This window comes from Actinosynnema sp. NPDC002837 (genome assembly GCF_040295345.1).
Lineage (GTDB): Bacteria > Actinomycetota > Actinomycetes > Mycobacteriales > Pseudonocardiaceae > Actinosynnema.
In genome coordinates, this window is the sequence record NZ_JBEOVG010000045.1 from 1 (window position 1) to 25835 (window position 25835).

The window sequence follows — 25835 nt, forward strand, 5'->3', positions numbered from 1 at the left end:
ACATACAACAGCGGTATGCGGCCCATTCGGCCGCACCGCCGGGAACCACCTCAGGCGCGACTCTCATCGAACGAGACTTGTGAAACAGGCGCTAGGCGTCGGACAGCTCGTAGGACGGCACGGCGGGCGCGAGGTGGTCGCCGTACGCGGCGTCCACCTCGACCCGCGTCCACCACGCCGCCTGCTCCGCCGTGGCCAGGTCCGGCACCAGCACCGACACCCCGGCCTCGCGGATCAGCGCGACCATCCGCTCCACCGCGGTGTGCAGGAACGACTCGGGCCGGTCGGCGAGCCTGCCGACCACCGACGGGTCGAGGACCAGCGCGTCCACCGGCAGCTCGTCGAGCAGCGACAGCTCGGCCTGCCCGCCGTTGAACCGGGTCAGCCCGGTGGCGATCCCGTTGTCCCGCAACACCTGCGCGTTGTCGTCGCCCATGCCGTCGAGCATCGACCGGGTGTCCAGGAAGATCTGCAGCCGGGACGCGGGCAGGCCGGTCACGTCCAATGTCCGCATCACCGTGCGCACCAGGTCCTCGTCGCGGGACTGCATCGGGGAGAGCTCGAAGTACAGGTGCCCGAAAGAATCCGACGCAGTGGAGTCCGGCGTGGAAGCTCCGACTGCGGCGACGGCGGCCTCGTGCAGCGCCCACTGGCCGAGCGCCGGCGACAGCCCGGTCTCCTCGGCCAGGGCGACGCACTCGGCGTGCCCGACGTCGTCCCAGCGCAGCCGGGCCACGTGCCCGAGCACCCGCCCGTCGGCCGGGTCGAGGACCGGCTGGTACTCGACCTCCAGCTCCTGCTCGGCCAACGCGCCGGGCATCCGCGCGGCCCGCGCGTGCCGTTCCCGCAGCGCCCGGTCGGCGTGCTTGTCGTAGGGCAGCCACTGCCGCTTGCCGCACGTCTTGGCCCGGCGCAGGGTCGTGTCGCCCGCGCGCAGGATCTCCGCGACGTCCCACCCGGCGGGTGGCCGGTCGACCACGCCGATGGACGCGGACAGGGCGACGCCGTCCTCCATCGGCCGCCGCAGCGCCTCGTTGATCCGGTCGACCATGTCGGGCACGCTCGGCGTGGTCGGCGAGTTGTCCACCACGATGCCGAACTCGTCGCCGCCGAGCCGGGCGACCAGCGCGACGTCCTCTTCGAGCAGGGCTTCGAGCCGGTGGCCGACCTCGGTGAGCAGCCGGTCGCCGAACGCGTGGCCGAGGCCGTTGTCCACCAGCGAGAACGCGTCGAGACCGAGGTGGTAGAGCGTGATCCCAACCTGGGACCTGCCGTGCAGCGCCTCCAGCCGGGTGGCGAAGCGCTGCCGGTTGGACAGGCCGGTGAGCGAGTCGTGCAGCAGCTGGAAGTCCAGGTTCTTCCGCAGCAGGTGCAGCTCGCTGACGTCCTCCACCATGGTCACGTGGTAGGCGGGCTCGCCGTCCGCGTCGCGCAGCGACGACACCGCCAGGTGCACCCACACCGGCTCGCCGTCCTCGCGCAGCAGCCGTCGCTGCTCGCGCATCCGCGCCACCCGGCCGTCGCCGACCGCCCGGTACCTGGCCGCAAGCGCCTCGGCGTCGGCCGGGTCGAACAGCTCGACCAGCCGCCGCCCGGTCAGCTCGCCGCGGTCGCGGCCGATCATCTCGGCCAGCGCCCCGTTCACCTCGACGCACCGGCCGCGCAGGTCGGTGATCACGATGCCGAACGCGGAGGCGTCGAACACCTCGCGGAACCTGGCCTCGCTGGCCTCGAGCACGCGTTCGGCGCGCAGCTTGGCCGCCATGAGCGCGAGCTTGACCTCTTCCTGCTGGTCCAGCGCGTCCAGCCGCATCGCGGTGGCGAAGCCCGCGCTCACGGCGCCCAGGATGGCGACGACCTTCTCCGCCAGCCGCGGCACGTCCCGCAGCTCGGGGCTGAACAGCAGGGCGTGCCCGAGCACGTCCACCGTGCGCTGCAACGTGTCCGGGCCGGTGAAGTGCGCCTCGACCAGCCGTTGGCCGACCACCGCGACCGGGTCGACGGTGAACGGCTCGGCCTGGACCGCGTCGGCGATCACATCGACGAGTTCGAGCAGGTACAGCTCGATCTCGACCGGTGACATCGGCACGTACGCGGTGGGGTAGACCGCCCGCATCCACTCGCGGGCGACGTCCTGCCGCCGGGTCCTAGCGCGTGGCGACACGTCGGCTCACTTCTTGCGCCCCACCCCGGCGAAGATCCCCGCCCGCTCGGCGTCCTCCTCGACGGCGCCTTCCTCCGGCCGCCACCGCGGCAGCGGGACCACGCCGGGCTCGACCAGCTCGAAGCCGTCGAACAGCGCGGTGATCTCGGCGTGCGTGCGGGGGAACATCGGGTCCGGGCTGTCGCGCATCACGGCCACGACGCGGGCCATCGCCTCGGGTTGCAGGTCGTAGGTGAACTGGGACAGGGCGAGGTGGCTGCCCGGCGGCACGGCGTCGCGGTACGCGGCGACCACGCCGGCCGGGTCGCGCTCGGGCGCCACGAAGTGGAACATCCCGACCGCGAGCACGCCGACCGGCTCGGCGAAGTCGATCAGGCCGGTGTCGCGGACGTCCGCCAGCACCGCGTCCGGCTCGGTCAGGTCCTGGTGCAGGATGGCGGACCGGTCGTCGCCCGCCAGGATCATCCGGCTGTGCGCGACGGCGACGTCCTCGAAGTCCACGTACACCACGCGCGACTCGGGCGCGACCTTGCGCGCGACCTCGTGCACGTTGCCGACGGTCGGGATGCCGGAGCCGAGGTCGAGGAACTGCCGCACGCCGGCCTCGACCAGGTGCAGCACCGCCCGGCGCAGGAACGCGCGGTTGAGGCGGGCGATCGTGCGGGCGTTGGGCTGCGCGCGGAGGAACTGCTCCGCGAGCTCGCGGTCGGCCGCGAAGTTGTGCCCGCCGCCGAGCAGGTAGTCGTAGAGCCGCGCGGCGCTGGGCAGCCCGGTGTTCACGTCGTCGGGGACCCAGTTCAGCCGATCCGCCACCGCGTCCTCACCCGTGTGTGTGCCAGCCCCAGCTCTCGCCCCACCGGGGCGAGATTACTGATGCGGCCGTACCCGTGGGCCGAGACGCGGCAGCTTGTCCCCGATCGGCGTACAAAGGATCATCAGAACGATCACCGCCAGTGTCCCGAACGCCACTCGTGGTCCCCAGTGCGCGTGAACGAAGAGCGGGACCGCCACGCCGAACGCGGTGCCGAGCGCGCGGGCGAGGTTCACCAGGCCGCCACCCGACCCGGCGTCGCCTCGGGGGAGGGCGGCGAGCACGGCCGCGTTGTTGGCCGGGATGAAGAGGCCGAGCCCGAGGCCCAACGCCACCAGGGCGACCGGGTGGACGTGCCAGGCGAGCACCCCGCAGGCCACTGTGGACAGTGCCGCGCCCGCCTGCGGCACTCGCCACGGCAGCGCCGCGCCGAGCGCGAACCCGACCGGCAGGGCGGTGAGCAGCACGCCGGTCGCCAGCGGGCCGCGGTCGGACGTGAACGGCACCAGGACCAGCGGTCCGAACAGCACCAGGTACCCGCACGTCGCGCCGAACAGGCCGCCCTTGACCCGGCGCACCAGCGGTTCGCGCCACACGTAGCCGGCGCCCGCCGGCAGGGCGAGCAGCAGCAGGAACGGGCTCGCGCCGGAGAGCACCAGCAGCAACGCCGTGGTGGCCGTGGCGAGCAGCACGACGGCGATCCCGTCGACCGGGCCGCTGCCGCGCTCACGCGTGCGCGGCAGCAGGAAGTGGCCCGCGACCAGGGCGAGGACGCCGACCGGCAGGTTGACCAGGAACACCCACTGCCACCCGAACGCCTCGACCAGCAGGCCGCCGACCGTCGGGCCGAGCGCCAGCCCCAACGCCTGCGCGGTCGCCTGCACGCCCAACGCCCGGCGCATCCGGTCGCGCGGCACGGCCGCCACGACCAGCGCCACGCTGTTGGCCTGCAACATCGCCGCGCCCAACGCCTGCACCACCCGGAACGCGATCAGCACGTCCAGGTCCCGGGACAACGCGCATGCCACCGAAGCGCCGGTGAACACCACGAACCCGTACAGGTACACGAGTTTGCGACCCCGCCGGTCCGACCACTTCCCGATCGGCGCGACGAACGCGGCCAGCGTCAACAGGTACGCCAGCGACACCCACTCGGGTGACGCGCCGAAGTCGTCCCGCAATGCGGGCAGGGCGAGTGTGACGACGCTCGCGTCGAACTGACCGAGGAATGCGCCGAGGCACACCGTGGCCACGGCCAGCCAGGGCGCACCGGCCCAGGTCGCGACCCGCCGCGGGCGGGGTGACTCCGCGACGAACCAGCGCAGGGAGCGATTCATCGTGGCCAGACTATCTCGGTATCCGACATATTGCGACCCAGTACCATTCGCGCATGTCAGACGAGGCACGCTCGCTCACCGACGTGGTCACGAGGCTCCGCCGGGCACTGCGCACGAGCATCCGGTCGGAATGGCCGTGGGACTCCCTGCCGATGGCGCAGGTCGAGCTGCTCCAGACGCTCGCCGAGCGCCCCCCGATGCGCGTGGGCGACCTCGCGGCCGAGCTGCGGCTCGCGCCCAACACGGTCAGCGGGCTCGTCGGCCAGCTGATCGAGAACGGTCTCGTCGAACGGGGCGGCGACCCCAGCGACCGGCGCGTGGCCCGGCTTTCCGTGACGCCGCAGGGGCACGAGCAGCTGGCCGTCTGGCAGGCCGCGCACGAGAAGCGCATCGGGTCGGCGCTGGACAAGCTCGAGCCGGGCGAGCGCGCCGACGTGGTCCGCGCCCTGGCCGCCCTGGACCACCTGGTGGACCACCTGCGTGCGCACTGAGGTCCGGACCGTCGCGGCCGTCGCCCTGGGCGGTGGCGTCGGCGGCTTGGCGCGGTTCGGCCTGTCCGCGGTCGTCCCCGGCCCGTGGGGGACGCTGCTGGTCAACGTGGTGGGCTGCGCGCTGATCGGTGTGCTGATGGTCCTGGTGCCGCGCCTGCACCCGCTCGCCCGGCCGTTCCTCGGCATCGGTGTGCTGGGCGGCTTCACCACGTTCTCGGGCTACGCGCTGGACGCCGTGCGGCTGGGCGGCCTGACCGCCGTCGCCTACCTGTTCGGAACCCTGTTCCTGGCGCTGTGCGCGACCTTCGCCGCCATGGCCGCGACCCGCCGGGTGTGGCCATGACGGTGCTGCTGGTCTTCGTCGGCGCGGCGGTGGGCGCGTCGCTGCGCTACGCGGCCGGTCGGTTGGTCCAGCGGTCGTTCCCCTGGGCCACCTTCGCGGTCAACGTCGTCGGTTCGTTCGTGCTCGGCTGCGTCGCCGGCACGTCACCGCACCTGTTCGCCCTGGTCGGGATCGGCCTGTGCGGCGGCCTGACGACCTACAGCACGTTCAGCTACGAGACCGTGCGACTGACCGAGGACGGCCGCTACCTCCAGGCCCTGGCCAACGTCACCGCGAGCCTGACCGCGGGCCTGGCCGCCGCCGCCCTCGGCTACGCCCTCACCCGGTGACGTCGAACTCCCTCCTCATCCACCGGTCGAGGAAGTCCCGCACCTCTTCGGGCACGTCCCTCTCACTCATGCACCAGGTAACCGAGCGTCCGGGCGGCGAGTTCGATGCCGGAGTAGCCGCCGCGGCGGAGCACCAACCGCAGAACTTCGCCGGCACCGTCGCCCTGCCGCTCGTCGAGCAGTTGGAGCGCGATCTGGGAGATGACCTCGGACTCCTGTCGGTGACGATCGGCTCCAGCGCCGACCACAGCGCCTCGGGCGTGGGCCGGCGACTCTGACGGCCGTCAACGTGCGGCTGTCGTGGCGGACCGCTTCTTGGCGAGGGACTGCTTCGCGGCGCCGAAGAGCTTGCCGCCGACCTTGGCTGCGGTGCGGCCCGCAGCCGCCTCGATCCCGGTCACCGCTCACACGGCAGCCAACCGCCCCAGCACCTCCGGCAGGTCGCCGGTGTGCACGACGCCCAGCCGTTGGGTGGCACGGGTCAGTGCCACGTACAGGTCGCTCGCGCCCCGCGGCGACTCGGCCAGGATGCCCGCCGGGTCGACGACCAGCACCGAGTCGAACTCCAGGCCCTTCGCGTCGGTCACGGCCAGCACCACCACCTGCGCGTCGAGGTCGTCCGAAGCGCCCGGCACGGCGGCGCGCAGCGACGCCACCGACGCCGCCGGCACGATCACCGCCAGCTTGCCGTCCCCGATCGCGGCGACCTCCTTGTCCACCAGCGTCGGCAGCGCCTCGACCAGGGACTCGGCCCGCAGGCTCCACGGCGCGAAACCGCTGTCCCGCACCGACGTCGGCGGCACGAGGTCCGGGTCGACCGACGCCAGCACGTCCGCCGCGACGGCCATGATCTCCGACGGCGTCCGGTAGTTGACCGTCAGCTCGGTGAGCTTCCAGCGGTCCATCACGTACGGCGACAGCACCTCGTGCCACGACGACGCGCCCGCGATGTCGCCGGTCTGCGCGATGTCGCCGACCACGGTCATCGACTTGGACGGGCACCGGCGCATCAACGTCCGCCACGCCATCGGGGACAGCTCCTGCGCCTCGTCCACGATGATGTGCCCGAACGTCCACGTCCGGTCCGCCGCCGCGCGCTCGGCCGCCGTCTCGTAGCGCTCCGCGCCGTGCCGCTCGGCCAGCTTGTAGGCGTCGACCAGGTCGGTCGCCATCAGGATCTCCGGGTCGGCGTCGTCCTCCAGGTCGAGGATGTCCAGCACGCCCTGCGCGTAGTCGATCGCCTGCCGCCGCTGCCGCTCGGCGCGCGCCTTGGCCTCGGTGTCGTCCTCGCCGAGCAGCTCCGCCGCCTCGTCGAGCAGCGGCACGTCGGCGGGCGTCCACTCGGCGCCGCGCGGCCGGGCCAGCAGCTCGCGCTCGGCGGGGGAGAGCTTCGGCGTGGCCTTGGCGATCAGCTTCGGCGACGCGTACAGGTCTTCGAGCAGGGTCTGGGGCGACAGCGTCGGCCACAGCTTCTCGATGGCCGACTGCACGGCGGGGTCCTCGCGCAGCTCGCGCCGGATGTCGTCGACGTCGGCCTGGTCGAGCAGGTGCCTGCCCAGCCGGGACACGGCCTGCGACGCCAGCGTGGAGATGATCTCGCGCTGGAACGTCCGCCGCGCCTCGTTGTGCGGTCGCCTGGTGCGCCGCGCCCGGCCGCGCGCGTCGCTGATCGCCCGCCGGTCCAGCCGCAGCACGTCGCCGTCGAACGGCACCTCGACCAGGCTCGGCGCCTCCTGCCGGTCCCGGATCGCGTGCGCGACCACGTCCGCCATCTCGATGCGGCCCTTCAGCGCGGCCACCTCGGCGGGCTCGCGGCCGACCGCGGTGAGGCCGGGGAACAGCTCGCCGACGGTCGACAGCAGCACGCCCGTCTCGCCCAGCGACGGCAGCACCTGCCCGATGTAGCGCAGGAACGTCGCGTTCGGCCCGACCACGAGCACGCCGCGCTTCGCCAGCTGCCGCCGGTGCGTGTAGAGCAGGTACGCGGCGCGGTGCAGCGCGACCGCCGTCTTGCCCGTGCCCGGACCGCCCTGCACGACGACCACGCCGTTCAGCTCGGTGCGGATGATCTTGTCCTGCTCGGCCTGGATGGTCGCGACGATGTCGCCCATCTGGCCGGTGCGGCTCGCGTTCACCGCGGCCAGCAGGGTGGCCTCGCCGGTCAGGCCCTCGGACCGGCGGTCGAGGTCGACCGAGTTGATGTCGAGCACCTCGTCGTCGAACCCGACGACCTTGCGCTGCTTGGTCCGCAGGTGCCTGCGCCTGCGCACGCCCTCCGGCGCGGCGGCCGTGGCCAGGTAGAACGGGCGGGCGGCGGGCGCGCGCCAGTCCATCAGCAGCGGCTCGTACTCCTTGTCCTCGTCGAACAAGCCGATCCGGCCGATGTAGAACCGCTCGTCGGTGTGGAAGTCGAGCCGGCCGAAGCACAACCCGTTCTCCACCGCGCTGTACTGCGCCAGTTGGTCGGAGTACATGGCCACCGAGGTGTCCCGCTCGGAGCGCATCTGGTGCGTCCCGCCGGTTTGCCGCAGCGCGCCGGCCAGGCGCTTCGAGCTCTGCTCGCGGAGGTCGTCCAGCCTGCGGTACAGCATCGACACGTATTCCTGCTCCGACTCGGTTTCCGCGAGCCGGAGGTCATCGGAGGGGCTTGACAACGTGCCTCATTTCTGGATAGCGTGTTTTATCAGCCTGTGTGTCGCATTGCGGCTGAGGGTTTCTTGCGGGCTCACAGTCCTGCGCTCGTCATGCGCAGAACGTCTAATCTACTACACGTTCTTCCCGCCGGTGCGTGAACAAGTCCGCGCCCGCGACCCGACACCGTGAACGCGCGAAGGCCGCCGTCGAGCGGGTGCTCGACGGCGGCCTGGCGGTGCTGGTCCGGCGGTCCTGGTGGCGGGCTGCGGGCCCGCGCTCGCTACAGCTGGGCGGCCACGATCCCGCCGATCGCGGCCATGCCGTCCTTGTTCGGGTGCATCGGCGCGGCCGGGCCGGTCAGGGTCACGCCCTCGAACCACCTCACGCGTGCCGGCGCGCACGCGTCGTGGCCCGTGCTCGGCGACTCGACGTCGACGAACGTCGCGCCGTGCTCGGCCGCCGCCCGGGCGAACAGCACGTTCATCCGGTGGATGCTCGCTTGCAGGTAGGTCGCGTCCTTGGGCCAGATCGGCTGGTCCGGGAAGCAGCCGCCGGGCCGGATGTGGGTGCCGTAGCCGACCACCACGACCCGCGCCTGCGGCGCGCGGGCGGAGACCAGGTCGAGCGCGGCGGCGAACTCGGCCGCGTAGGCGTCGATCCGCTCGGCCAGCTCGTCCCGACCGCCGGCGGTGAACACGTCGCGGCACGACGTGCCGAACGGCGGGGGCAGCAGGTTGACGCACTGCAACGCCGCGTCGCCCAGCGCGACGTCGTTGCCGCCGATGGTGAGCGTCACCAGGTCGGTCGACGGGCTCAACGCGTCGGCCTGCGGCGCCTGCTGCTCGCCGTCGACGGTCGCCTGCGACCCGGCCAGGTCGTCGGTCACCGCGCCGGAGCACGTCACGTCCGTGAGCTGGGCCCCGATCCGGGCGGCCAGCACCGATGGCCAGTTGTTCGTCGAGCGCAGGCAGCCCGGGGCTTCGGGGTCCTGCTGCGGGATGAGCGGTCCCGCGGCCGACGAGTCGCCGAGCGCCACGTACTCGTAGCCCGGTTCGGCGACCGCCGCACCGGCCGTCCAGGTGATCGACAACGCCGCCAGCAACGCCGGTAGCAGCCTGCGCACGACCGCCTCCTCTTCGTGATCGGGGGTGTCCGCTGGCCATGATGTGGTCTGGGCCGCAGGAGCGTGCCGGTGAGCCGGGGTAGATCACCCGAGCGTGTTCACGACGGTGGCGCCGGGTCGGATGCCGAGCCGGGGTGGGGCCGTGCGCCACGTCGGGTGATGGCGGGCCGGTCGCCCCACCACCCGATGAGCGGCTCTACGAAGGCACGCGGGTGAAACCGGATCGCGGGACATGATCACTCCGGCACGCTGGGACGGGTGAAGGAGAGGCGCCGGGAGTTGGCGAGGCTGTGCCGCGTCGCGGTGGACCGGCCGAAGTGGCAGCTCGGGTTCGCCGCGGTCGTGTCGGCGTGGTCCCTGGCGTGGGTGGCGGGTCAGGCGTTCGGCGCGCCGAGCCCGCTGGAGGTGCTGCCGGTGCGGTGGGCCGGTCTGCCGACGGGGTGGCTGGACGCGGCGCGCGGGTGGTTCGACGGCCGCACCGGGTTCCTGGCCGTGGCGGGCGGTCTGCTGTGGGCGATGACGAGCGCGGGCCGGCAGGCGTCGGCGTCGGTCGGCTGGCTCGCGGTGATGGCGGCGGCCGAGGACGTCGGCTACGTCGCGGTGCGGTGGGCGCTGCTGTCGTTCGCGGTGTTCCTCGCGGTGATGGGGTTGGTGTCGATCACCGGGCGGCGGGCGTTCGTGGTCGACCGGGTGGCCGTCATCCCGCGGGACGTGGCCAGGGCCGGCGCGACCGCGTTGGCGCTGTCGGCGGTGGTGCCGCTGGTCGCGCCGGGGCTGGTGCTGGCCCGGCTGGTCGGCCCCTACGTGACTCGGCCACCGCGCCGACGGCCGGGGGCGCCGATCGCCCGCCCGGCTTCCGCCGAACGGCCGTCGGTCGGTGAAACACCCGGTGAACTGCCCGAACCCGTTCCGGCGCAGCGCGGCCCGCGGTGAGTCCGACCGGATTTCGCGATCAGGTCAGGGTATGCAAATAGTTTTGCGCCCCAACAATCTATCCGGGAAAGATGAGCAGAACTCACATCACATTCCGGAATCGCCTGTTTGGGCTTACCGGTCCGTATCCATCAAGATGTGCGAGTGCCAGAAAATCCCGCCGAAAACCGCTTAGCCAAGGTGATGCGTCGTCAGCCTGTTCAGCAGCGCGGCGCCGCGACGGTGTCCGCGATTGTCGATGCCTGCGCGACGCTGCTCAACGACTACGACTACGACGACATCACCACCGCCCGGATCGTCGAGCTAGCAGGCGTGCCAATTGGATCGTTCTACCAATACTTCCCGGACAAGCGTTCTGTTGTGCACGCGCTCGCGCTGCGCGGCATGGAGGAGTACCTGGGTCGCGTGGAATCGCTGTTCACCGAGGGTCGCCTCGCCGAGGACTGGCGGGAAGCGGTGCAGCAGGTCGTCGCCGTCTACCTGCGGATGCTGGTCGAGATCCCCGGCTTCGGGCGGGTGCGGTTCAGCGACCTGCTCGACGGGCACCGCCTCGACGCCTCCGTGGACCAGTACGAACTCATGGCCGAACGGCTGCGCGACCTGTTCCTGACCCGCTTCGCGGTGCGTGGCGACGCGCCGGTCACGTTGACGTTCCGGATGGCCGCCCAGACCGCGGACGCCATGTTCAAACTGGCCGAGCGGGTCGATCCCGACGAGCGCGCGGTGGTGCTCGGCACGGCCGACGGCGTGATCTTGAAGATGTTGTCCGGGGTGTTCGACCCCTCGTGACTTGCCGCGCCGGTCCGGGTGGTGTGGGGTGGACCGGTGAGCGACGACTTCGACGTGATCGTGATCGGCGGCGGCCCGGTGGGCGAGAACGCCGCCGCCCGGACCGCCGCCGGTGGCCTGCGGACCGCGCTGGTGGAAGCCGAACGTGTCGGCGGTGAGTGCTCGTACTGGGCGTGCATGCCGAGCAAGGCGTTGCTGCGCCCGGGTCACGCGCTCGCCGCCGCCCGTCGGGTGCCCGGCGTGCCGGTCGGTGAGCGGCTCGACCCGGCCGAGGTGTTGAAGCGGCGCAACAGCTTCACCTCCGACTGGGACGACTCGGGCCAGGTCGAGTGGGCCGAGGGCGCCGGGCTGACGGTGGTGCGCGGCCGCGGCCGGCTGGCGGATGAGCGCCGGGTCGACGTGGACGGGCGCGTGCTGACCGCGACCAAGGCGGTCGTGGTGTGCACGGGCAGCGTGCCGCGCATCCCGTCGCTGCCCGGTCTGTCGGACGTGCCGTACTGGACGTCGCGCGAGGCGACCTCCGCGCAGGAGGTGCCGGAGTCGTTGGTGGTGCTCGGCGGCGGCGTGGTCGGCGTGGAGATGGCGCAGGCGTGGGCCCGGCTCGGCTCCGACGTCACGCTGGTCGTCTCCGGCGCCCGGCCGCTGCCGAAGTTCGAGGCGTTCGCGGGCGACCTGGTCGCGGAAGGGCTGCGGGAGGACGGCGTTCGGCTCGTCACCGGGGTCAAGGCGGTCGGTGTGTCCACTTCGGACGGATCGGACGAGGTTTCGCTGAAGCTGTCGGACGGGTCGGAGGCGCGAGGTGCGCACCTGCTGATCGCGACCGGTCGTCAGCCGGCGACGTTCGACCTCGGCGTGGAGCAGTTCGGCTTCACGGCGGGCGGGGCGCTGGAGGTCGACGACACCGGTCGGGTGTCCGGAGTGGACTGGCTGTACGCGGCGGGCGACGTCACGGGCCGCGCGTTGCTGACCCACCAGGGCAAGTACGCGGCACGGGCGGTCGGCACGGCGATCGTCACCGGCGCCACCGACCCGGAGCCGTGGACCGCGCCGGTCGCCACGGCCGACCACACGGCCGTGCCGCAGGTGGTGTTCACCGATCCCGAGGTGGCGTCGGTCGGCTGGTCCGAGGCGCAGGCCCGCGAGGCGGGGCTGGAGATCCGGGTCGTCGACCTGGACATCGCGGTGGCCGGGTCGTCCCTGCACGCGGACGGGTACCGGGGCAAGGCGCGGATGATCGTGGACGAGCGCAAGCGCACGCTCGTCGGCGTCACGTTCGCCGGCCCGGACGTGGCGGAGCTGATCCACGCGGCCACCATCGCGATCGTCGGCGAGGTCACCGTGGACCGGTTGTGGCACGCGGTTCCGGCGTACCCCACCATCAGTGAGGTGTGGTTGAGGCTCCTCGAGGCCTACGGTCTCTGACGCTGCGTGCACGGTGTGTCAGCACATCGTGTACACCCTCCGCCGAGTGCCGTATCGACCGTGCGTCCATAAAGACTCTTAACCTCAAAATGCGGCTTCAGCTCATTACACTGCGGTCGTGACCAGGGGAACTGTGGCTCTCGCGATCGGCGCGGTGCTGTGGTGCGCCTTCGTCATCGCGTCCACGTTCCTGCCCGGCGGCCCTTCGTGGCCGCCGGTCGCGGTGCACCTGCCGGGATTCCTGATCGTGCCGGTCGTGCTGCACACGTTGTTCCGGGCGCGGTCCAACGCGCTGCTGTGCCTGGCCCACGTGCCGAAACCGGTGCTGTTCACCGGATTCGCGATCGCGGTGGGCGGGTGGTTGTTCTCGTTCGGCGCGATCGCGGGCAAACCGGGCACCGAGACGCTGTGCGCGGTGGCCGGGTTGGTGATCGTGCTGCACGTGGCGTTCGGGTTGATCGGGGTCGGCATGGTGCGCACGGGACGTTGAGGCGCTGGTCCGGCTCGGGTTCGCGCGTTGGTCCAGTGGTCGCCGGTTTCGAGTTGGTCCTCGTTCGTGCGCTGATCAAGCCCGGCGACCGCTCACCCCTGCGAGGCGGGCAGCCGCAGGGCTTGATCGGCGATCTCGGCCAGCTTCGGGTCGGCCGGGTCCTGCCCGCCCTCGGTCCACACCGCCTGCGTGATGCGCAGCTGCGCGCCCTTCGCCGACACTCGGATCGCCGACCGGTCGAACGTCGCCGGACCGCCCGGCCAGCCCTTGCCCTCCTTGACGAGGGTGGTGATGCCGCCCGAGCCCGCCGCCGACGCGACCGCGTGCAGCTCGGTCGCCCGGGTCGCGTCGGGCAGGCTTAGCTCCGCGATCGCGACGCCGACCTTGCGGCCGTCCACTGTGGTCTCGTACTGGGCACGCCGAAGCTGCATGCACAGGTGCCCGGTCAGCCACCCCCGGACGTCGCCGAACGCGTGCGAGGCGCAGTCGTCGGTCCGGTCCGCGCCGCGCGGTGAGAAGTTCCGGCCGTCCACCACGACCGTGGTCGGCTGCGGCGTCGGCGTGGTGGTCGTCGAGCTGTCCGCCGTGTCGCCCGACGACAGCGAGACGATCAAGGCGATGACCAGCAGCACGGCGACGACCGCGCCGGCCGCGTAGGGCAGCGCCTTGCGGCGGGCCGGCGGGGGCGTGACCTTCGGCAGCAGCATCGTGCTGGCGGACGCCAGGTCGGCCGCGGCGTCGGAGAAGCCCTCGGCGATCAGGTGCTGGCGGGTGGGCGGCGCCCCGGTCGGCGCCAGGACGGCGACCAGCTTGGCGGCGTGCTCGGCCGAGCACGGCCGGTCGCTGGTGGCCAGCTCGCGCGCGGCGGCGAGCAGCGTGGTCGGCTTCGGGTGCAGGACGCGCACGCCGCGGTTCAGGTCGACGGTCGACTGCACGACCTGTCCCACGTACGGGCCGACGGCCACCACGGTGGTGACCGGCAGCGGTTCGCCGCGCATGTCCTGGATGCGGCGGGCGACGGCGGTGGTGGCCGCGAGCGCTTCGGCGGCCGGGCTCGTCGCGCCGTCCGGTCGGGTCAGCGGCCAGCCGTCGATCTTCCACTGCCCGTTGAGCGGCGCCTCCAGCCGCATGGCCGGGTCCGGCAGGTCCACGCCGACGACCACCAGCACGCCGCGCGGCAGCACGATCACCGCGTCCAGGTCGCGCGGGCTGTCCGGCGGGCGGACCCCGAGCAGCGCGACACCGCCGAGCACGGCGTCGCCGTTGCCCCAGGTGCTCAACGCGGCGCGCACGTCGGCGCCCACCGCGGAGGGTTCGGTCCCGAGTCGGATCAGCCGCACGGGATCACCACGAGCTCGCGCCGCTCGGCGGTCCACGCGTCGGCGTTCCACCCGGTCTGACGTTCGGCGTTCCACACGGTCGGACACGGTAGCGCCGTGGGGGGACGGCCGGTCGCGCGCATCGCTGGAGATGACGTTGCGTGACGACCATCACCTGAACGTGTGTGACTCGTTAAGGGGTTGCTCAACCCTGCATTGGAGGTTTGTCCGTGATGCGCAAAGCCGCCCTGCTCGCGGCGGGCACGCTGGCACTGTCGGTAGCGGTCGTTCCGTCCGCCTCCGCCGGCCTGCTCGCCCCCGTGTCGACGTTGCTCGCCAGCCAGCTGTCCAGTGGTGAACTGTCCGGTGGTCGGGCCGGGACGGTGTTCGTCCACGGCGCCGATCTCGCGGCCGCCGAGAGGGCGGTGAGGGAGGCCGGGCTCAGCCGGATCACCGGTTTCGACCGGATCGGCGTGGTCGCGGCGCGCGGCACCGCCGCGCAGATCACGGCCGCGCGGTCGGCGGTCGGCGTGACGTACGTCGAGGCGAACCGGCCGATCGAGTTCACCGGGTCGACGTCGCACACGGCGACCCGCGGGCTGGCGGCGCGGCAGACCCTGACCGGCGCGAACGGGCTGGCGTTGGACGGCAGCGGCGTCACGGTCGCGGTGATCGACTCGGGCGTGGACCCGACGCACCCGGCGTTCCGGCAGGCGAACGGCCAGACCAAGATCGTGCGCAACCTGAAGAGCGTGTGCCTGGACGAAGCGAGCGCGGGGACCGGGTGCATCCTCGACGTGCCGACGTCGGTCGACACGGATCTGTTGTCGGTGGGCGGGCACGGCACGCACGTCACCGGGATCGCGGTCGGCGGTGACACGACGTTGAGCGACGGCACGGTGGTGCGCGGCGCGGCGCCGGGTGCGAAGGCCGTGGTGATCTCGACCGGCGCGGTGCTGTTCATCATCGGGGCCGACGCGGCGTTGAACTGGGTGCTGGAGAACCACCGGGCGCCGTGCGGCGCGGGTGTCCCGGCGTCGGTCTGCCCGCCGATCAAGGCGGTCAACAACTCGTACGGACCGTCCGGCGGCGGCGCGTTCGACCCGAACTCGACGACGGTCAAGTTGCAGCGGGCGCTGGCGGCCGAGGGCGTCGTGACGGTGTGGGCGAACGGCAACGACGGCGGAGACGGGAGCGCGAACCTGTCCAACCCGGCCGGTCAGGACCCGACGCCCGGTGTGCTGTCGGTGGCGTCGTACCACGACCTGGGCACGGGGACGCGTGACGGCGCGGTGTCGGAGTACTCGTCGCGCGGGCTGGCGACGGACTCGTCGACGTGGCCGGACATCTCCGCGCCCGGTGAGGACATCACGTCGGCGTGCCGGCCGTACCTGGTGATCTGCGCGACCGGGTTGCAGCCGCAGAACGGGCCGGGGTTGCTGGATGTCGGCACGTTCAACACGATCAGCGGCACGTCGATGGCGGCGCCGCACATCACCGGCATCGTGGCGCAGTTGTTCCAGGCCAGGCCCGGTGCGACGGCCGGGCAGGTCGAGGCGGCGTTGAAGTCGACGGCGTACAAGTACGCGGCGGGGGTGGGGTCGGGGTACCAGGTCGTCGGGCCGTACACGACCAGCTACGACAAGGGGACGGGGTTGGTCGACGTGGTGGCGGCGGTGAGGGCGTTGGGGGCGGTGTGATCGCGGGCGGTGTGATCGCGGGTTGGTGCCGCGGTGGTTGGTGCCGCTGTGGTTGGTCCGGCGGTGGTCGGTCCGGCTGTGGTTGGTGCCGCTGCGGCGGCCTGAAGATCACGTGAACGTGCCGGGGTGATCCCGGAAAGTGACCTCGCGGCCCGGTCTCGGGTCGCGAGGTCGCTGATTTAGGGTCGAAAGTCCTGTATCTGACCCGCCTGGGTGAGGAACGCGATGGTTCTTATGGCGGACTGGTGCCGTAGCGGGCAGAATGACCAAGTCGGGAATTCGCAAGATCGTCCGCATCCTCGAGAGGTCGTAGGGGAAGACGTCCCTCGTCGAGTAGCGGAGGTCAGCTGTGAGCACCCGTGGCAGCAGCAGTGGCGTGGTCTACGTCCACTCGTCGCCGTCTGCGGTCTGTCCGCACGTCGAGTGGGCGATCTCGGGCACCCTCGGTGAGCGAGCGGACCTCAAGTGGGCGGCGCAACCCGCGGCGCCTGGTCAGTTGCGCGCCGAATGCAACTGGACCGGTGATGCCGGCACCGGTGCCCGACTCGTGTCCGCGCTCAGGGCGTGGCCGATGCTCAGGTTCGAGGTGACGGAAGACCCGAGTCCGGGAGTGGACGGCGTGAGGTACTGCTTCGCGCCCGTGTTGGGGTTGTGGCACGCGCGCACCAGTGCCAACGGCGACATAGTTGTTTCAGAAGACCAACTCCGAGCGCTGGCCGCGCGGAGTAGAGGTGGCGAGTCATTCGCGCACGGGGTGGATGAGATCTTGGGCGCGGCCTGGGATGACGCCCTGGAACCGTTCCGGCGGGCGGGCGATGGCGCGCCGGTGACTTGGTTGCACCGGGTTGGATGACGGCCGGTTCGATGTGAGTGCGCGGGGCCAAGTCAAGTTCGGCTCGGTGGTCACGCTCAGGTCCGGCTCGATTTGACATGGGGCCCTTACGGGCACTCCAGGCAGGCCAAAGCCGGCGGGCCCGGCGGGGAAGAGCGTCCCGCCAGGCCTGCCGGCTTCGACCAGCCTAAAGCACCCGAACCCATGTCAAATCGGGCCTGGGTGGGGGAGTTGCGGGTCCGTTGTGGGTGGGTGATGGGTGGCGGCCCTGGTGGGGCGGTTGCGGGGCCGTTGTGCAGAAGGTTGGCGCGTGGGGGCGTTGTGGGTGGGTCAGGAGGCGGTTGGGGTTGGTTGCCAGGCGGCCATGAGGTCCCGGTAGAGGGGAGAGGTGGCCAGTAGGTCCTCGTGGCTGCCCAGCAGTGGTGGGCCGCCGTCCATCAGGAGGACCAGGTTTGCCCGCAGGGCCGAGGAGAGGCGGTGGGCGATCACGATCAGGGTGCCGTGGCGGGTGGCGAAGGCCTGTTCCACCCGGGCTTCCGCGGACGGGTCGAGGGCTGAGGTTGCCTCGTCCAGGATCACCACGTCGGCAGGTGAGGCGTAGACGCGGGCGCACGCCAGGAGTTGGGCTTCTCCGGCGGAGAGGCCGCCGGCGGAGTGGCCCACGGTTCCGGAGAGGCCGCCCAGCTTGGTGATCAGGGCTGATGCGCCGACGGCTTCGGCGGCGGTCAGCAGGGCGGCGTCTGATGCGGTTGGTGCGAGGAGTGCCAGGTTCTCGCGGACGGTGCCCGTGAAGAGGTAGGTCTCTTGGGGGACGAGGGCGATTCGCTCGTGGCGCGCTTCGGGGGCGACGGAGCGCACGGGGACGCCGCCGAAGCGCACGAGTCCCTCCTGTGGTTCCACCATGCCCGTGATCAGGCCGGCCAAGGTGGACTTGCCGATGCCGCTCGGGCCGATCACGGCCAGGTGGGAACCTTCCGGTAGGGCGAGGTCCAGGGAGCGGACGACGGGTTCGGCCGTGGGGCTCCAGCCGAACGTCACGCCGTGCAGTTCCAGGTCGTTGCTCTCGGGGATGGCGTCGCCGGCCGGCGCGGCGATCGGTGGTGCGGCCTCGGCCAGCCGGCGCAACGCCACCACGAGCCGCAGCACGATGGTGCTGGTCGTGTCGGCCAGGCGGCGCAGTGCGGGCTGGACGCTGGTGCTCAGGTAGACCACGGCGGCGAGGACGTCGCCGACCGTCAGGGTTCCCGCGCGGACCATTCCTGGGGCCATGAGCAGCAACAACACCAGTGGGGCGAAGCCGCCCAAAGCGATCACGACGCCGCGCAGCGCGGTGGCGAAGGCCATCCGGACGGTGGCGGAGGCCTGGCGGTCCACCTGCTCCGCCACGTCGCGGAGGGCGTGGTCGGCGCCGGTCAGGGCGGTGACGTCGCGGATGCCGAGGAACACCGTGCCGGCGACGGCGGCGGCTTGTTCGTCGGCCAGGACGAGGGTGCGTTGACGGCGGGCCAGGGAGGGGAGCAGGAGGGTGAACAGGATCAGGGCGGCGATCACGGGCAGGATCACGAGCCATGCCAGGGACGTGACCGTGGCGGCGAGGCCGATCAGGGCGGCGGCGGTGGTCACCAGGAGGGCGCGGGCCTGGACCAGGACGCCGGCGGTGGCGTCGCGGACCACTTCGACGTGCCGGGTGATCCGGGCGACGGCGCTGGCGTCCGGTTGGCGGGTTTGCGAGCCCGCGTGCAGGACGCCGCGCACCACTTGGCGCACCAGGGCGTCGCGCAGTGGCTCGACGACCGCGCCCAAGCGCATGAAGACCTGGCGCAGGCCGAAGCCGCCGAGCACCGCCACCGCGGCGAAGAGCAGCAGCCAGCCGACGCCGACCCACGGGCGGCCGGCGGCGAAGCCGCGGTCCACGGCCAGGCCGACCAGGCGGCCGGAGAGCAGGGCGGGCACGCCTTCGAGCACCGACCAGCCGAGGAGCACCACGATGCCGCGCCGTTGTTCGCGCAACGCCCGCAGGTAGGTCATCAGCCGAACACCGCCCGGTACTCGTCGTCGTCCCACAGTTCGGCGTGCGGTCCCACCGCGCGCACCCGGCCGTCGTCCAGCCAGACGACGGTGTCCGCACGGCGGGCGGTGGCGGCGCGGTGGGTCACGACCACCCGCGTCCGGCCGGGCAGGGCCGACTCGACCGCGCGCTCCACAGTGGACTCGGTGACCATGTCGAGGCTGGCCGTGGCGTCGTCGAGCACGAGGACGGCCGGGTCGCGCACGAACGCCCTGGCCAGGCCGAGCCGTTGCGCCTCGCCGCCGGACATCGGCGCGGTGGCCATCGGGGTGTCGTAACCCTCGGGCAGGCGCACCACGACGTCGTGGACCTGGGCGGCGCGGCAGGCCGCTTCCACGTCGGCCCGGGTCAGCGAGGTGCCGTAGCGGACGGCGTCGGCGACGGTGGCGCCGACCAGCGCGGGGCGTTCGAAGGCGTAGCCGACGGATCCGCCTCGCCGGACCTGCCCGGTCGACGGCTGGGTCAGGCCGCCGATCACCGCCGCCAGCGCGGACTTGCCCGAGCCGGACCGGCCCACCACGGCGACGAAGGTCCCGGGCGGCACGGTCAGGTCGACGTCGTGCAGCGCGCCCGGGACGTTCACTCCGGTCAGCACCACTTCGCCGGTCGTGGTCGGGCTTGGTGGCGCGTGGGGCGGCACGGGGGTGGAGAGGACTTCCTCCAGTCGTCGGGCGGATGCCCTGGCCCGCTGGAGGGCGGTGAGCAGGGCGGTTTGGCCGACGACGGTCATGCCCAGTGCGACGTAGCCGAGTGCGGCCAGGACGTCGCCGACGCTCAGCCGGCCCGCGACCACGCCGAAGCCGGCGGCGGTCAGGACGGCCAGCTCCACGGCGGGCAGCAGGAGGCCGGCCCGCCAGATCATCCGCGCCTGGGTGCTCCACATGCCGACGCCGGCGGCGGTCAGCCGGGGGAGCGGGCGCAGGACGCGGTCGGCTTCCTGGTCGGCGCGGCCGGAGGCGGCGATCGTGCGCAGGCCGCCGACGGCGTCCACCAGTCGTGCGGACAACTCGCCTGACACCTCTTGATAAGTCGCGACGTCGGCCGCCGTGAGGCGGAGGTGGGAGCGGACCAGCAGGGCCGCCAGGGGCACGCTGAGCAGGAACACCAGCGCGAGCCGCCAGTCCAGCAGCGCCAACGCGGTGATCGCGCCGGCGGCGGTGACCACCGAGATGCCCAGGTTGACCGCGAGCACGGAGACACCGCCCGCGATCGCGCTGTCGCCGGTCAGCCTGCTCACCGCGTCACCGGGCTCGAAGCGGGCCGGGTGGCCCAGCGCGAGCAGGTGGGCGGTCAGGCGGTGGCGCAGCCAAGCCGCGCCGCGCGCGGTGATCGCCGCGGCCAGCACCACGCCGATCGCGTCGCCGAGCACCTCCACGCCGGCGAGTCCGACCAGCCACCACACCGTGCCGCTGTCCAGCCGACCGCCCAGCGCCATGTCGACGGCCGAGGCCAGCGCGGTGGGCAGGAGCAGCCCGGCGACGGTGGCGGGCAGCGCGTTCAGCGCCAGCAGCAGCCACCGGAGATCGCGACGGACGACGGCGGACAGCACCACGATCTGGGACTCCTAGGCGATTGCCGCGGTTGGGCGCATCATGACCTCGCGAGGCGATCTCGCGGTGGAAAAAGCCGGGTGAGCGGCGCACTTCGACTGCGCCGCTCACCCGGACCCGCGTGGCGGGAGGTCAGCAGAGGACCAGGCTGACGGTGGAGTGGCTGCAGGGGAGCAGCAGGGAGGCGTTGGACGCCGTGGTGCTGCCGCCGCCACCGCCGCTGCTGCCGCCGCTGGCCATCGCGTTCGACTGGGCCTCGGGGGTCTCGAGGTCCTGCATGTCGAGGATGAAGTCCATTGTCGCTCCTAGTGTTTCGGGGGATCGAAAAGGGTTACTGCGACCGGTCCGAGAGGGCCGGGGCTGTGAGGAACGGCAGCACGGGTGTGCCGTCCAAGGTGGCGCCGAGGGCGAGCAGCACGCCCGCGCCGCCGGTGTCGAGGTCCATCGAGAGCCGCCGCAACTGGATGCCGGGGAACGCCAGGCCCTCCTGGTACGGCACGGCGTGCCAGGACAGGGCGGCGAGGTGCCGGTCGATCGCGGTCCGCGGTCCGTTCGCGTGGGCCAGGGTGGCCAGCAGGCCGGCCCGGCCGAGCATCAGCGCCGGCTGGATCACGAACTCGCCGGTCGTGCCGCCGACCAGCTCCGGCAGGCGTTCGACGACCGGGAGGTCGGGCGCGGCGAGGCGGAACTCGTTGAGCACCAGCGCGATGCCCGCGCTGCCCACGCCGACGTACGGCAGGGTGCGGAAGTTGCCGTCGCGGACCTGCGTCGAGCCGTCCAGCGCGGTCATCGTCTCGGCCAGGTCCCGTTCCAGCGCCCGCACGCCGAGGTCGAGCCAGCGGCGGTCGTCGGTGTGCTGGAACAGCCGGAGGAACAGCAGCGCCGGGCCGGACCAGCCGTGCTCGAAGCCCGCACGTGCCTTCGGGCCGGGCGGCTCGGCGTTCGCGAGCGCGGTGTCGAGCCGTTCGCCCAGCGCGAGAGCCTGGGTCGCGTAGGACTCGTCGTCCCGCGTGCCCGCGAAGTGCAGGAGGTTCAGGCCGATGCCGGCGAGACCGGCGCTGAGGCCGTGGTCGCGGGTGTCGGGCACCATCTGCGCGTAGGAGGCGACCAGTTCCCCGGCCAGGTCGTGGTGGCCGAAGTTCTCCAGCACGTGCGCGATGCCGTGCGCGCCGGTGAAGAAGCCGGGCTCCTTCGGCGGCTCGCGGCGCACCGCGTCCAGCAGCCACTGCTCGTGCTCGGGGTAGCGGCCCATGCCGGTCACGTCCAACGCGTGCAGCACGCCGGCCGCGCCGTAGCCGAACCCCGCGCCGCCGACCTCGAACTGCTCGACGTCGCCGGGGAACAGCCGGTCGGTGCGCTGGGGCGTGGCGCTCGCCAGGATGCCCGCGGCGATCGACTTGCGCACCACCTGCCAGTCGGGTTCGGGCACCTCCAGCGCGTTGGCGGCGGCGACGGTCGGCGTGTCGCCGCGCGGCGTCAGGTGGGCCAGGATCTTCGCGCAGTACTCGTCGGGCAGGCCGAACCGGCGCTGGACGAAGTCGACGTGCGAGCGCAGCTTCACCGGCGCCAGTTCGATCACGGCGTTGAGCGGCAGGAAGACGTAGAGCCGCAGCGCGGCGAGCGCGTGCTCGTCGATCTCGAAGCCGGTGCGGTCCGGCGGCGCCTGGAAGCCCGGCGCGCCGAGCGTCGGCCTGCCGTTCTCCTCGATGCCGAACGCCAGCTCGAAGTCGATCAGCGACACCGAGTCGTCGTCGTCCACCAGCACGTTGAGCGGGTGCAGGTCGCTGAACACGACACCGCGCTCGTGCACCGCGGCCACGATCCGCTCGATGTCGGCGACCAGCTTCAGGGCGCGCTCGGCGTAGGCGATGATCGCCTCGTCGGTGACCTCGTGGTGCGTGAGCGGGTAGTTGTGGCCCAGCCACTGGCCGAGCGGGACGCCCGGCACCCGGGCCATGGCCACGAACTCGTGCTCCCAGGCGGTGAAGTGCTCGTAGACCTCGGGCACGCCGGGCACCCCGGCCACCCTGGTCAGCATCGCGTGCTCCCGGCGCAACCGGGCCACCGCGTCGACGTTCTCGCGGTCCAGCCCGGCGTGCGGCCTGGCTTCCTTGAGCACGACCTGGGTCTCGTCGGCCTTGCGGACGGCCTCGTACACACCGCCGCCGTTGGAGAAGTGCAGCGACTGGACCACCCGGTACGGGAACGCGTCGGCGTCACCGGACCGGCGCACGGCCAGGTGCTCCTCCAGGCACGCGGGCAGCTTCACCCAGTCCGGCAGCCAGAACGTCGCCTTGCGCTGGTCGGGCACGAGCGCGCCGTCGGGGCCCTCGATGGCCAGCACGCGCTTGCCGTCCCGCTCCAGCCACTGCTCGACGAACCCGCCGTAGCGGACGAACAACGGACCGGCGCCGTAGCGGAGGTCGCTGAGGATGTACGCGCCCGCCTGGCCGTCGAGGATCTCGGACAACTCGAGGAGCGTCGACTCCAGTTCCGCTTCGTCGGCCGGGTAGATGGTGATGAGCTTGCCGCTGCCCTCGCGCGGCGCGTACTTCGAGTTGCGGGCCAGCACGATCGACCGGGTGCGCAGGTATTTGAAGGGGATGCGGCGCGCGATGAGGTACTCGTAGGACTTCAGCAGCACTTCGCCCGCGTTCAGCACGGTGGCCGAGACGTGCACCTTCCAGCCCTGCTTGGGCAGTGCGACGCCTTCGGGGTGCACGTGCCGCCAGATGTTGCGGTCACCCTGCGTCCACCCTTCCGGCAACGCGGGGAGCACTTGCGAAAAATCGTCTTCGGCGGTTTCCGCGTGGCTTTGCACGTCGTAGAACAGACGGTCCGCGAAGCAGTAGGCCTCATAGCGGAGGTCCACGGGATTCGCCTCCTTGCGATTTGCGGGACCGGGTTATTCCCGCACGTCGGTGGCGGACAAGCCAATCCACCATTTCGGGGGGTGTTGACGTCCGTTCGTGCGAATGAGTAGGGCTCGGTTTCGCACTGCAGGTGGGTATAGGTGCTCAGAAGTCACCCGATCGCGATGTTTAGCCTCACGAGAGTGCGGAAACCGCCTACCGGAGGAGACTAAACGAAACGCGATCGTTCTTCGCGTTCGACGGTGCTCACCTGCGGTTTCGAGGCTTCTCCGCTGAATTGCGGGATCGGTCACGGAGCGTGTCGCAAGAGCCGGTCGGGTTCTGTTCCGGCTATTCGGGACGGTGTCGTCCCTATATTGCGGGAAAGTGCGGATTCGACCGGTTGATGGTCATTGTGGGTAGTGGTGTCCGGGCGTTCAAACCGCATTGTGCGGGTCATCCGCTGGGCCGTCCGGGTGGTTACCGGCACGTGCGGGTGCTGTGGCACCCTCCAAGGGTGTCCGCACGCCTGCTGCTGCCCGCCGTGCTCCTGATCGCCGCCACGACCGCGGGCGTCGGCGTGCTGGCGCGTGAGGCCTACCAGCGGCCCACCGTGCCCCAGGGCGACCAGGTCGCGGCGCCCGGTTCGGGGCAGTCCGGTTCGGTGCCCCGCAGCGCGCAGCCGGGCAGCGGGGTCGTGCAGCTGAGCGTCGACGCGGCGCAGCACCCCGACGGCCAGCGCGTGCGCGAGGTGCTCCAGCAGTTCTTCGACGCGATCAACGGCCACGACTACGAGCAGTGGGCCAAGACCGTGACCGCGCACCGGGTCGGCCAGACGCCGAAGTCGCGGTGGCTGTCGGACTACGAGAGCTCGCGGGACGGGTCGATCCTGGTGCACCGGATCGAGTCGGTCTCGCAGAGCAGGCTGCGGGTGCTGATGACGTTCACCAGCACCCAGGACGTGGTCAAGGCGCCGGCCGAGCTCCAGGCCGACTGCATCCACTGGCGCGTCGTCTACCCCTTGCAGGAGGAACGGGGCGCGTTCCGGGTCGACCTCGGGACCGAGGGCTCGACCTCCCAGTTCACCGCCTGCTGACCACGCGTGTCCCTGCGTTCAGGACCCCCGAGCCGGACGTTCGGAACACGCGGCAGTGGGGTCGCCCCCCGACTGCGGCGACCCCACCGAACGCCGGCACCCCCTACAGCGGGATGTTGCCGTGCGCGCCCCGGCCCGCCGGCGCCGCCGCGAGGGCCTGCGCCAACTTGCGCCGCGTCCTGGTCGGCTCGACGACCTCGTCCACCACGCCGATCGCGATCGCCCGGTCCACGCCGCCCGCGATCCGCTCGTGCTCCTCGACGAGCCGCGCGTGCAACGCCTCGCGCTCCTCGTCCGGCACGGCGGCCAGCTTCTTGCGGTGCAGGATGCCGACCGCGGCCTTGGCGCCCATCACGGCCACCTCGGCGATCGGCCACGCGAACACCGCCGTCGCGCCGAGCGACCGCGAGTTCATCGCGATGTACGCGCCGCCGTACGACTTGCGCGTCACCAACGTCACCCGCGGCACGACCGCCTCGCCGAACGCGTGCAGCAGCTTCGCGCCGCGCCGCACCACGCCGTCCCACTCCTGGCCGACGCCCGGCAAGTACCCCGGCACGTCCACCAGCACCAGCAGCGGCACGCCGAACGCGTCGCACATCCGCACGAACCGCGCCGCCTTCTCCGCCGACAGCGAGTCGAGGCACCCGCCCTTGCGGATCGGGTTGTTCGCGATCACGCCGACCGTGCGCCCGCCGAGCCGACCGAGGCCGACCACGACGTTCGGCGCCCACTTGGCCTGCAACTCCTCGAACGAGTCGTCGTCCAGGATCGCCCGCACCAGCGGCTTGACGTCGTAGGCCCGCTGCGGCTGCTCCGGCAGCAACGCCCGCAGGTCGTCGCCGTCCGGCACCGAGTGCAGGTCGAACACGCCGGGCTGGGCGAACAGCCCGGTGATCCGCCGCGCCCGCTCGTAGGCGTCCGGCTCGTCGTCCGCGATCACGTGCACGACACCGGACTTGCGCCCGTGCGCCTCCGCGCCGCCGAGACCGTCCATGTCGATCTGCTCGCCGGTCACCGAGCGGACCACGTCCGGCCCGGTCACGAAGACCTTGCCGGCCGGAGCCATGATCACCACGTCGGTCAGCGCCGGGCCGTACGCCCCACCGCCCGCCGCCGGGCCGACCACCACGGAGATCTGCGGCACCCGGCCGGACGCCCGGATCATCGCGGCGAACATCTGGCCCATGCCGTCCAACGACTCCACGCCCTCCGGCAGCCGCGCGCCGCCGGAGTGCCAGACGCCGATCACCGGTGTGCGCTCGCGCACCGCGACGTCGATCGCCTCGACGATGTGCCGGCACCCCTCGGAACCGAGCGCGCCACCCATCCGCGTGGCGTCGCTGCAGTACGCGACCACCTTCGCGCCGTTGATCCGGCCGCGCACGGCGAACATGCCGCTGCCGTCGCGGGGCCGCAGCGGTGCGACGGACCCCGGGTCGAGCAGTTGCGCGAGCCGGACCTCCGGATCGCGCGGGTCGGCGTCGCCGTCCGCGACCGGGTCCACCGGCCTGGACGCAAGGGCAGTCATCGCGGAGCTCCTCGTGGGACG

Annotated in this window: 22 protein-coding genes; 11 read left to right on the forward strand and 11 right to left on the reverse strand. The window is 72.1% G+C overall.

The window, feature by feature from the left end; translation table 11 throughout:
* Positions 1 to 91: 91 nt before the first annotated feature.
* Genes ABTZ99_RS26595 through ABTZ99_RS26605 form a run of 3 tightly spaced genes read right to left on the reverse strand, consistent with a single transcriptional unit; the run spans position 92 to position 4312 of the window.
* Entirely contained in the window at positions 92 to 2164 is a 2073-nt protein-coding gene (locus tag ABTZ99_RS26595) for an EAL domain-containing protein (RefSeq protein WP_499614944.1), read from the reverse strand.
* Positions 2165 to 2170: 6 nt separating this feature from the next.
* Complete coding sequence (locus ABTZ99_RS26600; RefSeq protein WP_498773480.1) at positions 2171 to 2977, reverse strand: SAM-dependent methyltransferase; 807 nt, start codon at positions 2975 to 2977, stop codon at positions 2171 to 2173.
* A 54-nt stretch (positions 2978 to 3031) separates the two neighbouring features.
* Positions 3032 to 4312 (reverse strand): MFS transporter, encoded by a 1281-nt coding sequence (locus ABTZ99_RS26605; protein WP_498773482.1) that lies wholly within the window; start codon positions 4310 to 4312, stop codon positions 3032 to 3034.
* Positions 4313 to 4365: 53 nt separating this feature from the next.
* Between ABTZ99_RS26605 and ABTZ99_RS26610 the strand changes: the two genes are divergently transcribed.
* From ABTZ99_RS26610 to ABTZ99_RS26625, 4 genes are all read left to right on the forward strand, one after another.
* Complete coding sequence (locus ABTZ99_RS26610) at positions 4366 to 4803, forward strand: MarR family winged helix-turn-helix transcriptional regulator (RefSeq protein WP_230566821.1); 438 nt, start codon at positions 4366 to 4368, stop codon at positions 4801 to 4803.
* Positions 4793 to 5146, forward strand: a complete 354-nt coding sequence (locus tag ABTZ99_RS26615; protein ID WP_498773485.1) for a fluoride efflux transporter FluC — start codon at positions 4793 to 4795, stop codon at positions 5144 to 5146. The genes ABTZ99_RS26610 and ABTZ99_RS26615 overlap by 11 nt, the downstream gene beginning before the upstream one ends.
* Positions 5143 to 5475, forward strand: a complete 333-nt coding sequence (gene crcB / locus ABTZ99_RS26620) for a fluoride efflux transporter CrcB (protein ID WP_498773486.1) — start codon at positions 5143 to 5145, stop codon at positions 5473 to 5475. The genes ABTZ99_RS26615 and crcB overlap by 4 nt, the downstream gene beginning before the upstream one ends.
* Positions 5476 to 5543: 68 nt before the next feature.
* Positions 5544 to 5753, forward strand: coding sequence for a hypothetical protein (locus ABTZ99_RS26625; protein ID WP_499614949.1), 210 nt, complete (start codon positions 5544 to 5546; stop codon positions 5751 to 5753).
* A 126-nt stretch (positions 5754 to 5879) separates the two neighbouring features.
* Here the strand turns inward: ABTZ99_RS26625 and ABTZ99_RS26630 are convergent, their stop codons facing one another.
* Positions 5880 to 8129, reverse strand: coding sequence for a HelD family protein (locus ABTZ99_RS26630; RefSeq protein ID WP_498773490.1), 2250 nt, complete (start codon positions 8127 to 8129; stop codon positions 5880 to 5882).
* A gap of 260 nt (positions 8130 to 8389) precedes the next feature.
* On the reverse strand, positions 8390 to 9232 hold the full coding sequence (locus tag ABTZ99_RS26635) for an SGNH/GDSL hydrolase family protein (protein ID WP_499614953.1): 843 nt from the start codon (positions 9230 to 9232) through the stop codon (positions 8390 to 8392).
* A 258-nt stretch (positions 9233 to 9490) separates the two neighbouring features.
* On the opposite strand from ABTZ99_RS26635, the gene ABTZ99_RS26640 reads away from it, so the two are divergent.
* The 4 genes from ABTZ99_RS26640 (at position 9491) to ABTZ99_RS26655 (ending at position 12866) form a co-directional block, all read left to right on the forward strand.
* Positions 9491 to 10165, forward strand: a complete 675-nt coding sequence (locus ABTZ99_RS26640; protein ID WP_498773494.1) for a hypothetical protein — start codon at positions 9491 to 9493, stop codon at positions 10163 to 10165.
* Between the two features lie 108 nt (positions 10166 to 10273).
* Positions 10274 to 10954, forward strand: coding sequence for a TetR/AcrR family transcriptional regulator (locus ABTZ99_RS26645; RefSeq protein WP_499614956.1), 681 nt, complete (start codon positions 10274 to 10276; stop codon positions 10952 to 10954).
* Between the two features lie 54 nt (positions 10955 to 11008).
* Positions 11009 to 12376: a dihydrolipoyl dehydrogenase family protein gene (locus ABTZ99_RS26650; protein ID WP_498774073.1), complete on the forward strand. Its 1368-nt coding sequence runs from the start codon at positions 11009 to 11011 to the stop codon at positions 12374 to 12376.
* 118 nt (positions 12377 to 12494) lie between these two features.
* Positions 12495 to 12866, forward strand: coding sequence for a hypothetical protein (locus ABTZ99_RS26655; protein WP_498773498.1), 372 nt, complete (start codon positions 12495 to 12497; stop codon positions 12864 to 12866).
* 92 nt (positions 12867 to 12958) lie between these two features.
* On the opposite strand, the gene ABTZ99_RS26660 is transcribed toward ABTZ99_RS26655, so the two are convergent.
* Positions 12959 to 14206, reverse strand: coding sequence for a hypothetical protein (locus tag ABTZ99_RS26660; protein ID WP_499614959.1), 1248 nt, complete (start codon positions 14204 to 14206; stop codon positions 12959 to 12961).
* A gap of 212 nt (positions 14207 to 14418) precedes the next feature.
* Between ABTZ99_RS26660 and ABTZ99_RS26665 the strand changes: the two genes are divergently transcribed.
* The gene (locus ABTZ99_RS26665; RefSeq protein WP_499615028.1) at positions 14419 to 15885 is read left to right on the forward strand and encodes a S8 family peptidase; all 1467 of its coding nucleotides are present in this window, start codon (positions 14419 to 14421) and stop codon (positions 15883 to 15885) included.
* Between the two features lie 349 nt (positions 15886 to 16234).
* Positions 16235 to 16738 carry a DUF3145 domain-containing protein gene (locus ABTZ99_RS26670; protein ID WP_123743506.1) on the forward strand — a complete coding sequence of 168 codons (504 nt, stop codon included), beginning with the start codon at positions 16235 to 16237 and terminating at the stop codon, positions 16736 to 16738.
* A gap of 309 nt (positions 16739 to 17047) precedes the next feature.
* Here the strand turns inward: ABTZ99_RS26670 and ABTZ99_RS26675 are convergent, their stop codons facing one another.
* The 4 genes from ABTZ99_RS26675 to lanKC form a co-directional block, all read right to left on the reverse strand.
* Complete coding sequence (locus ABTZ99_RS26675) at positions 17048 to 18745, reverse strand: ABC transporter ATP-binding protein (RefSeq protein WP_499614962.1); 1698 nt, start codon at positions 18743 to 18745, stop codon at positions 17048 to 17050.
* Positions 18745 to 20337 (reverse strand): ABC transporter ATP-binding protein, encoded by a 1593-nt coding sequence (locus tag ABTZ99_RS26680; protein WP_499614965.1) that lies wholly within the window; start codon positions 20335 to 20337, stop codon positions 18745 to 18747. Before ABTZ99_RS26680 ends, ABTZ99_RS26675 begins: the two co-directional genes overlap by 1 nt.
* Before the next feature lie 130 nt (positions 20338 to 20467).
* Positions 20468 to 20632, reverse strand: a complete 165-nt coding sequence (locus ABTZ99_RS26685; RefSeq protein WP_230566808.1) for a SapB/AmfS family lanthipeptide — start codon at positions 20630 to 20632, stop codon at positions 20468 to 20470.
* 34 nt (positions 20633 to 20666) lie between these two features.
* Positions 20667 to 23207 carry a class III lanthionine synthetase LanKC gene (gene lanKC, locus ABTZ99_RS26690; protein WP_499614968.1) on the reverse strand — a complete coding sequence of 847 codons (2541 nt, stop codon included), beginning with the start codon at positions 23205 to 23207 and terminating at the stop codon, positions 20667 to 20669.
* Between the two features lie 497 nt (positions 23208 to 23704).
* Here lanKC and ABTZ99_RS26695 point away from each other — a divergent pair, with 497 nt between their 5' ends.
* A complete protein-coding gene (locus ABTZ99_RS26695; protein WP_498773510.1) occupies positions 23705 to 24283 on the forward strand; it encodes a hypothetical protein in 579 nt (192 codons plus the stop codon).
* 103 nt (positions 24284 to 24386) lie between these two features.
* On the opposite strand, the gene ABTZ99_RS26700 is transcribed toward ABTZ99_RS26695, so the two are convergent.
* Positions 24387 to 25814, reverse strand: a complete 1428-nt coding sequence (locus tag ABTZ99_RS26700; protein WP_499614971.1) for an acyl-CoA carboxylase subunit beta — start codon at positions 25812 to 25814, stop codon at positions 24387 to 24389.
* Positions 25815 to 25835: the final 21 nt, after the last annotated feature.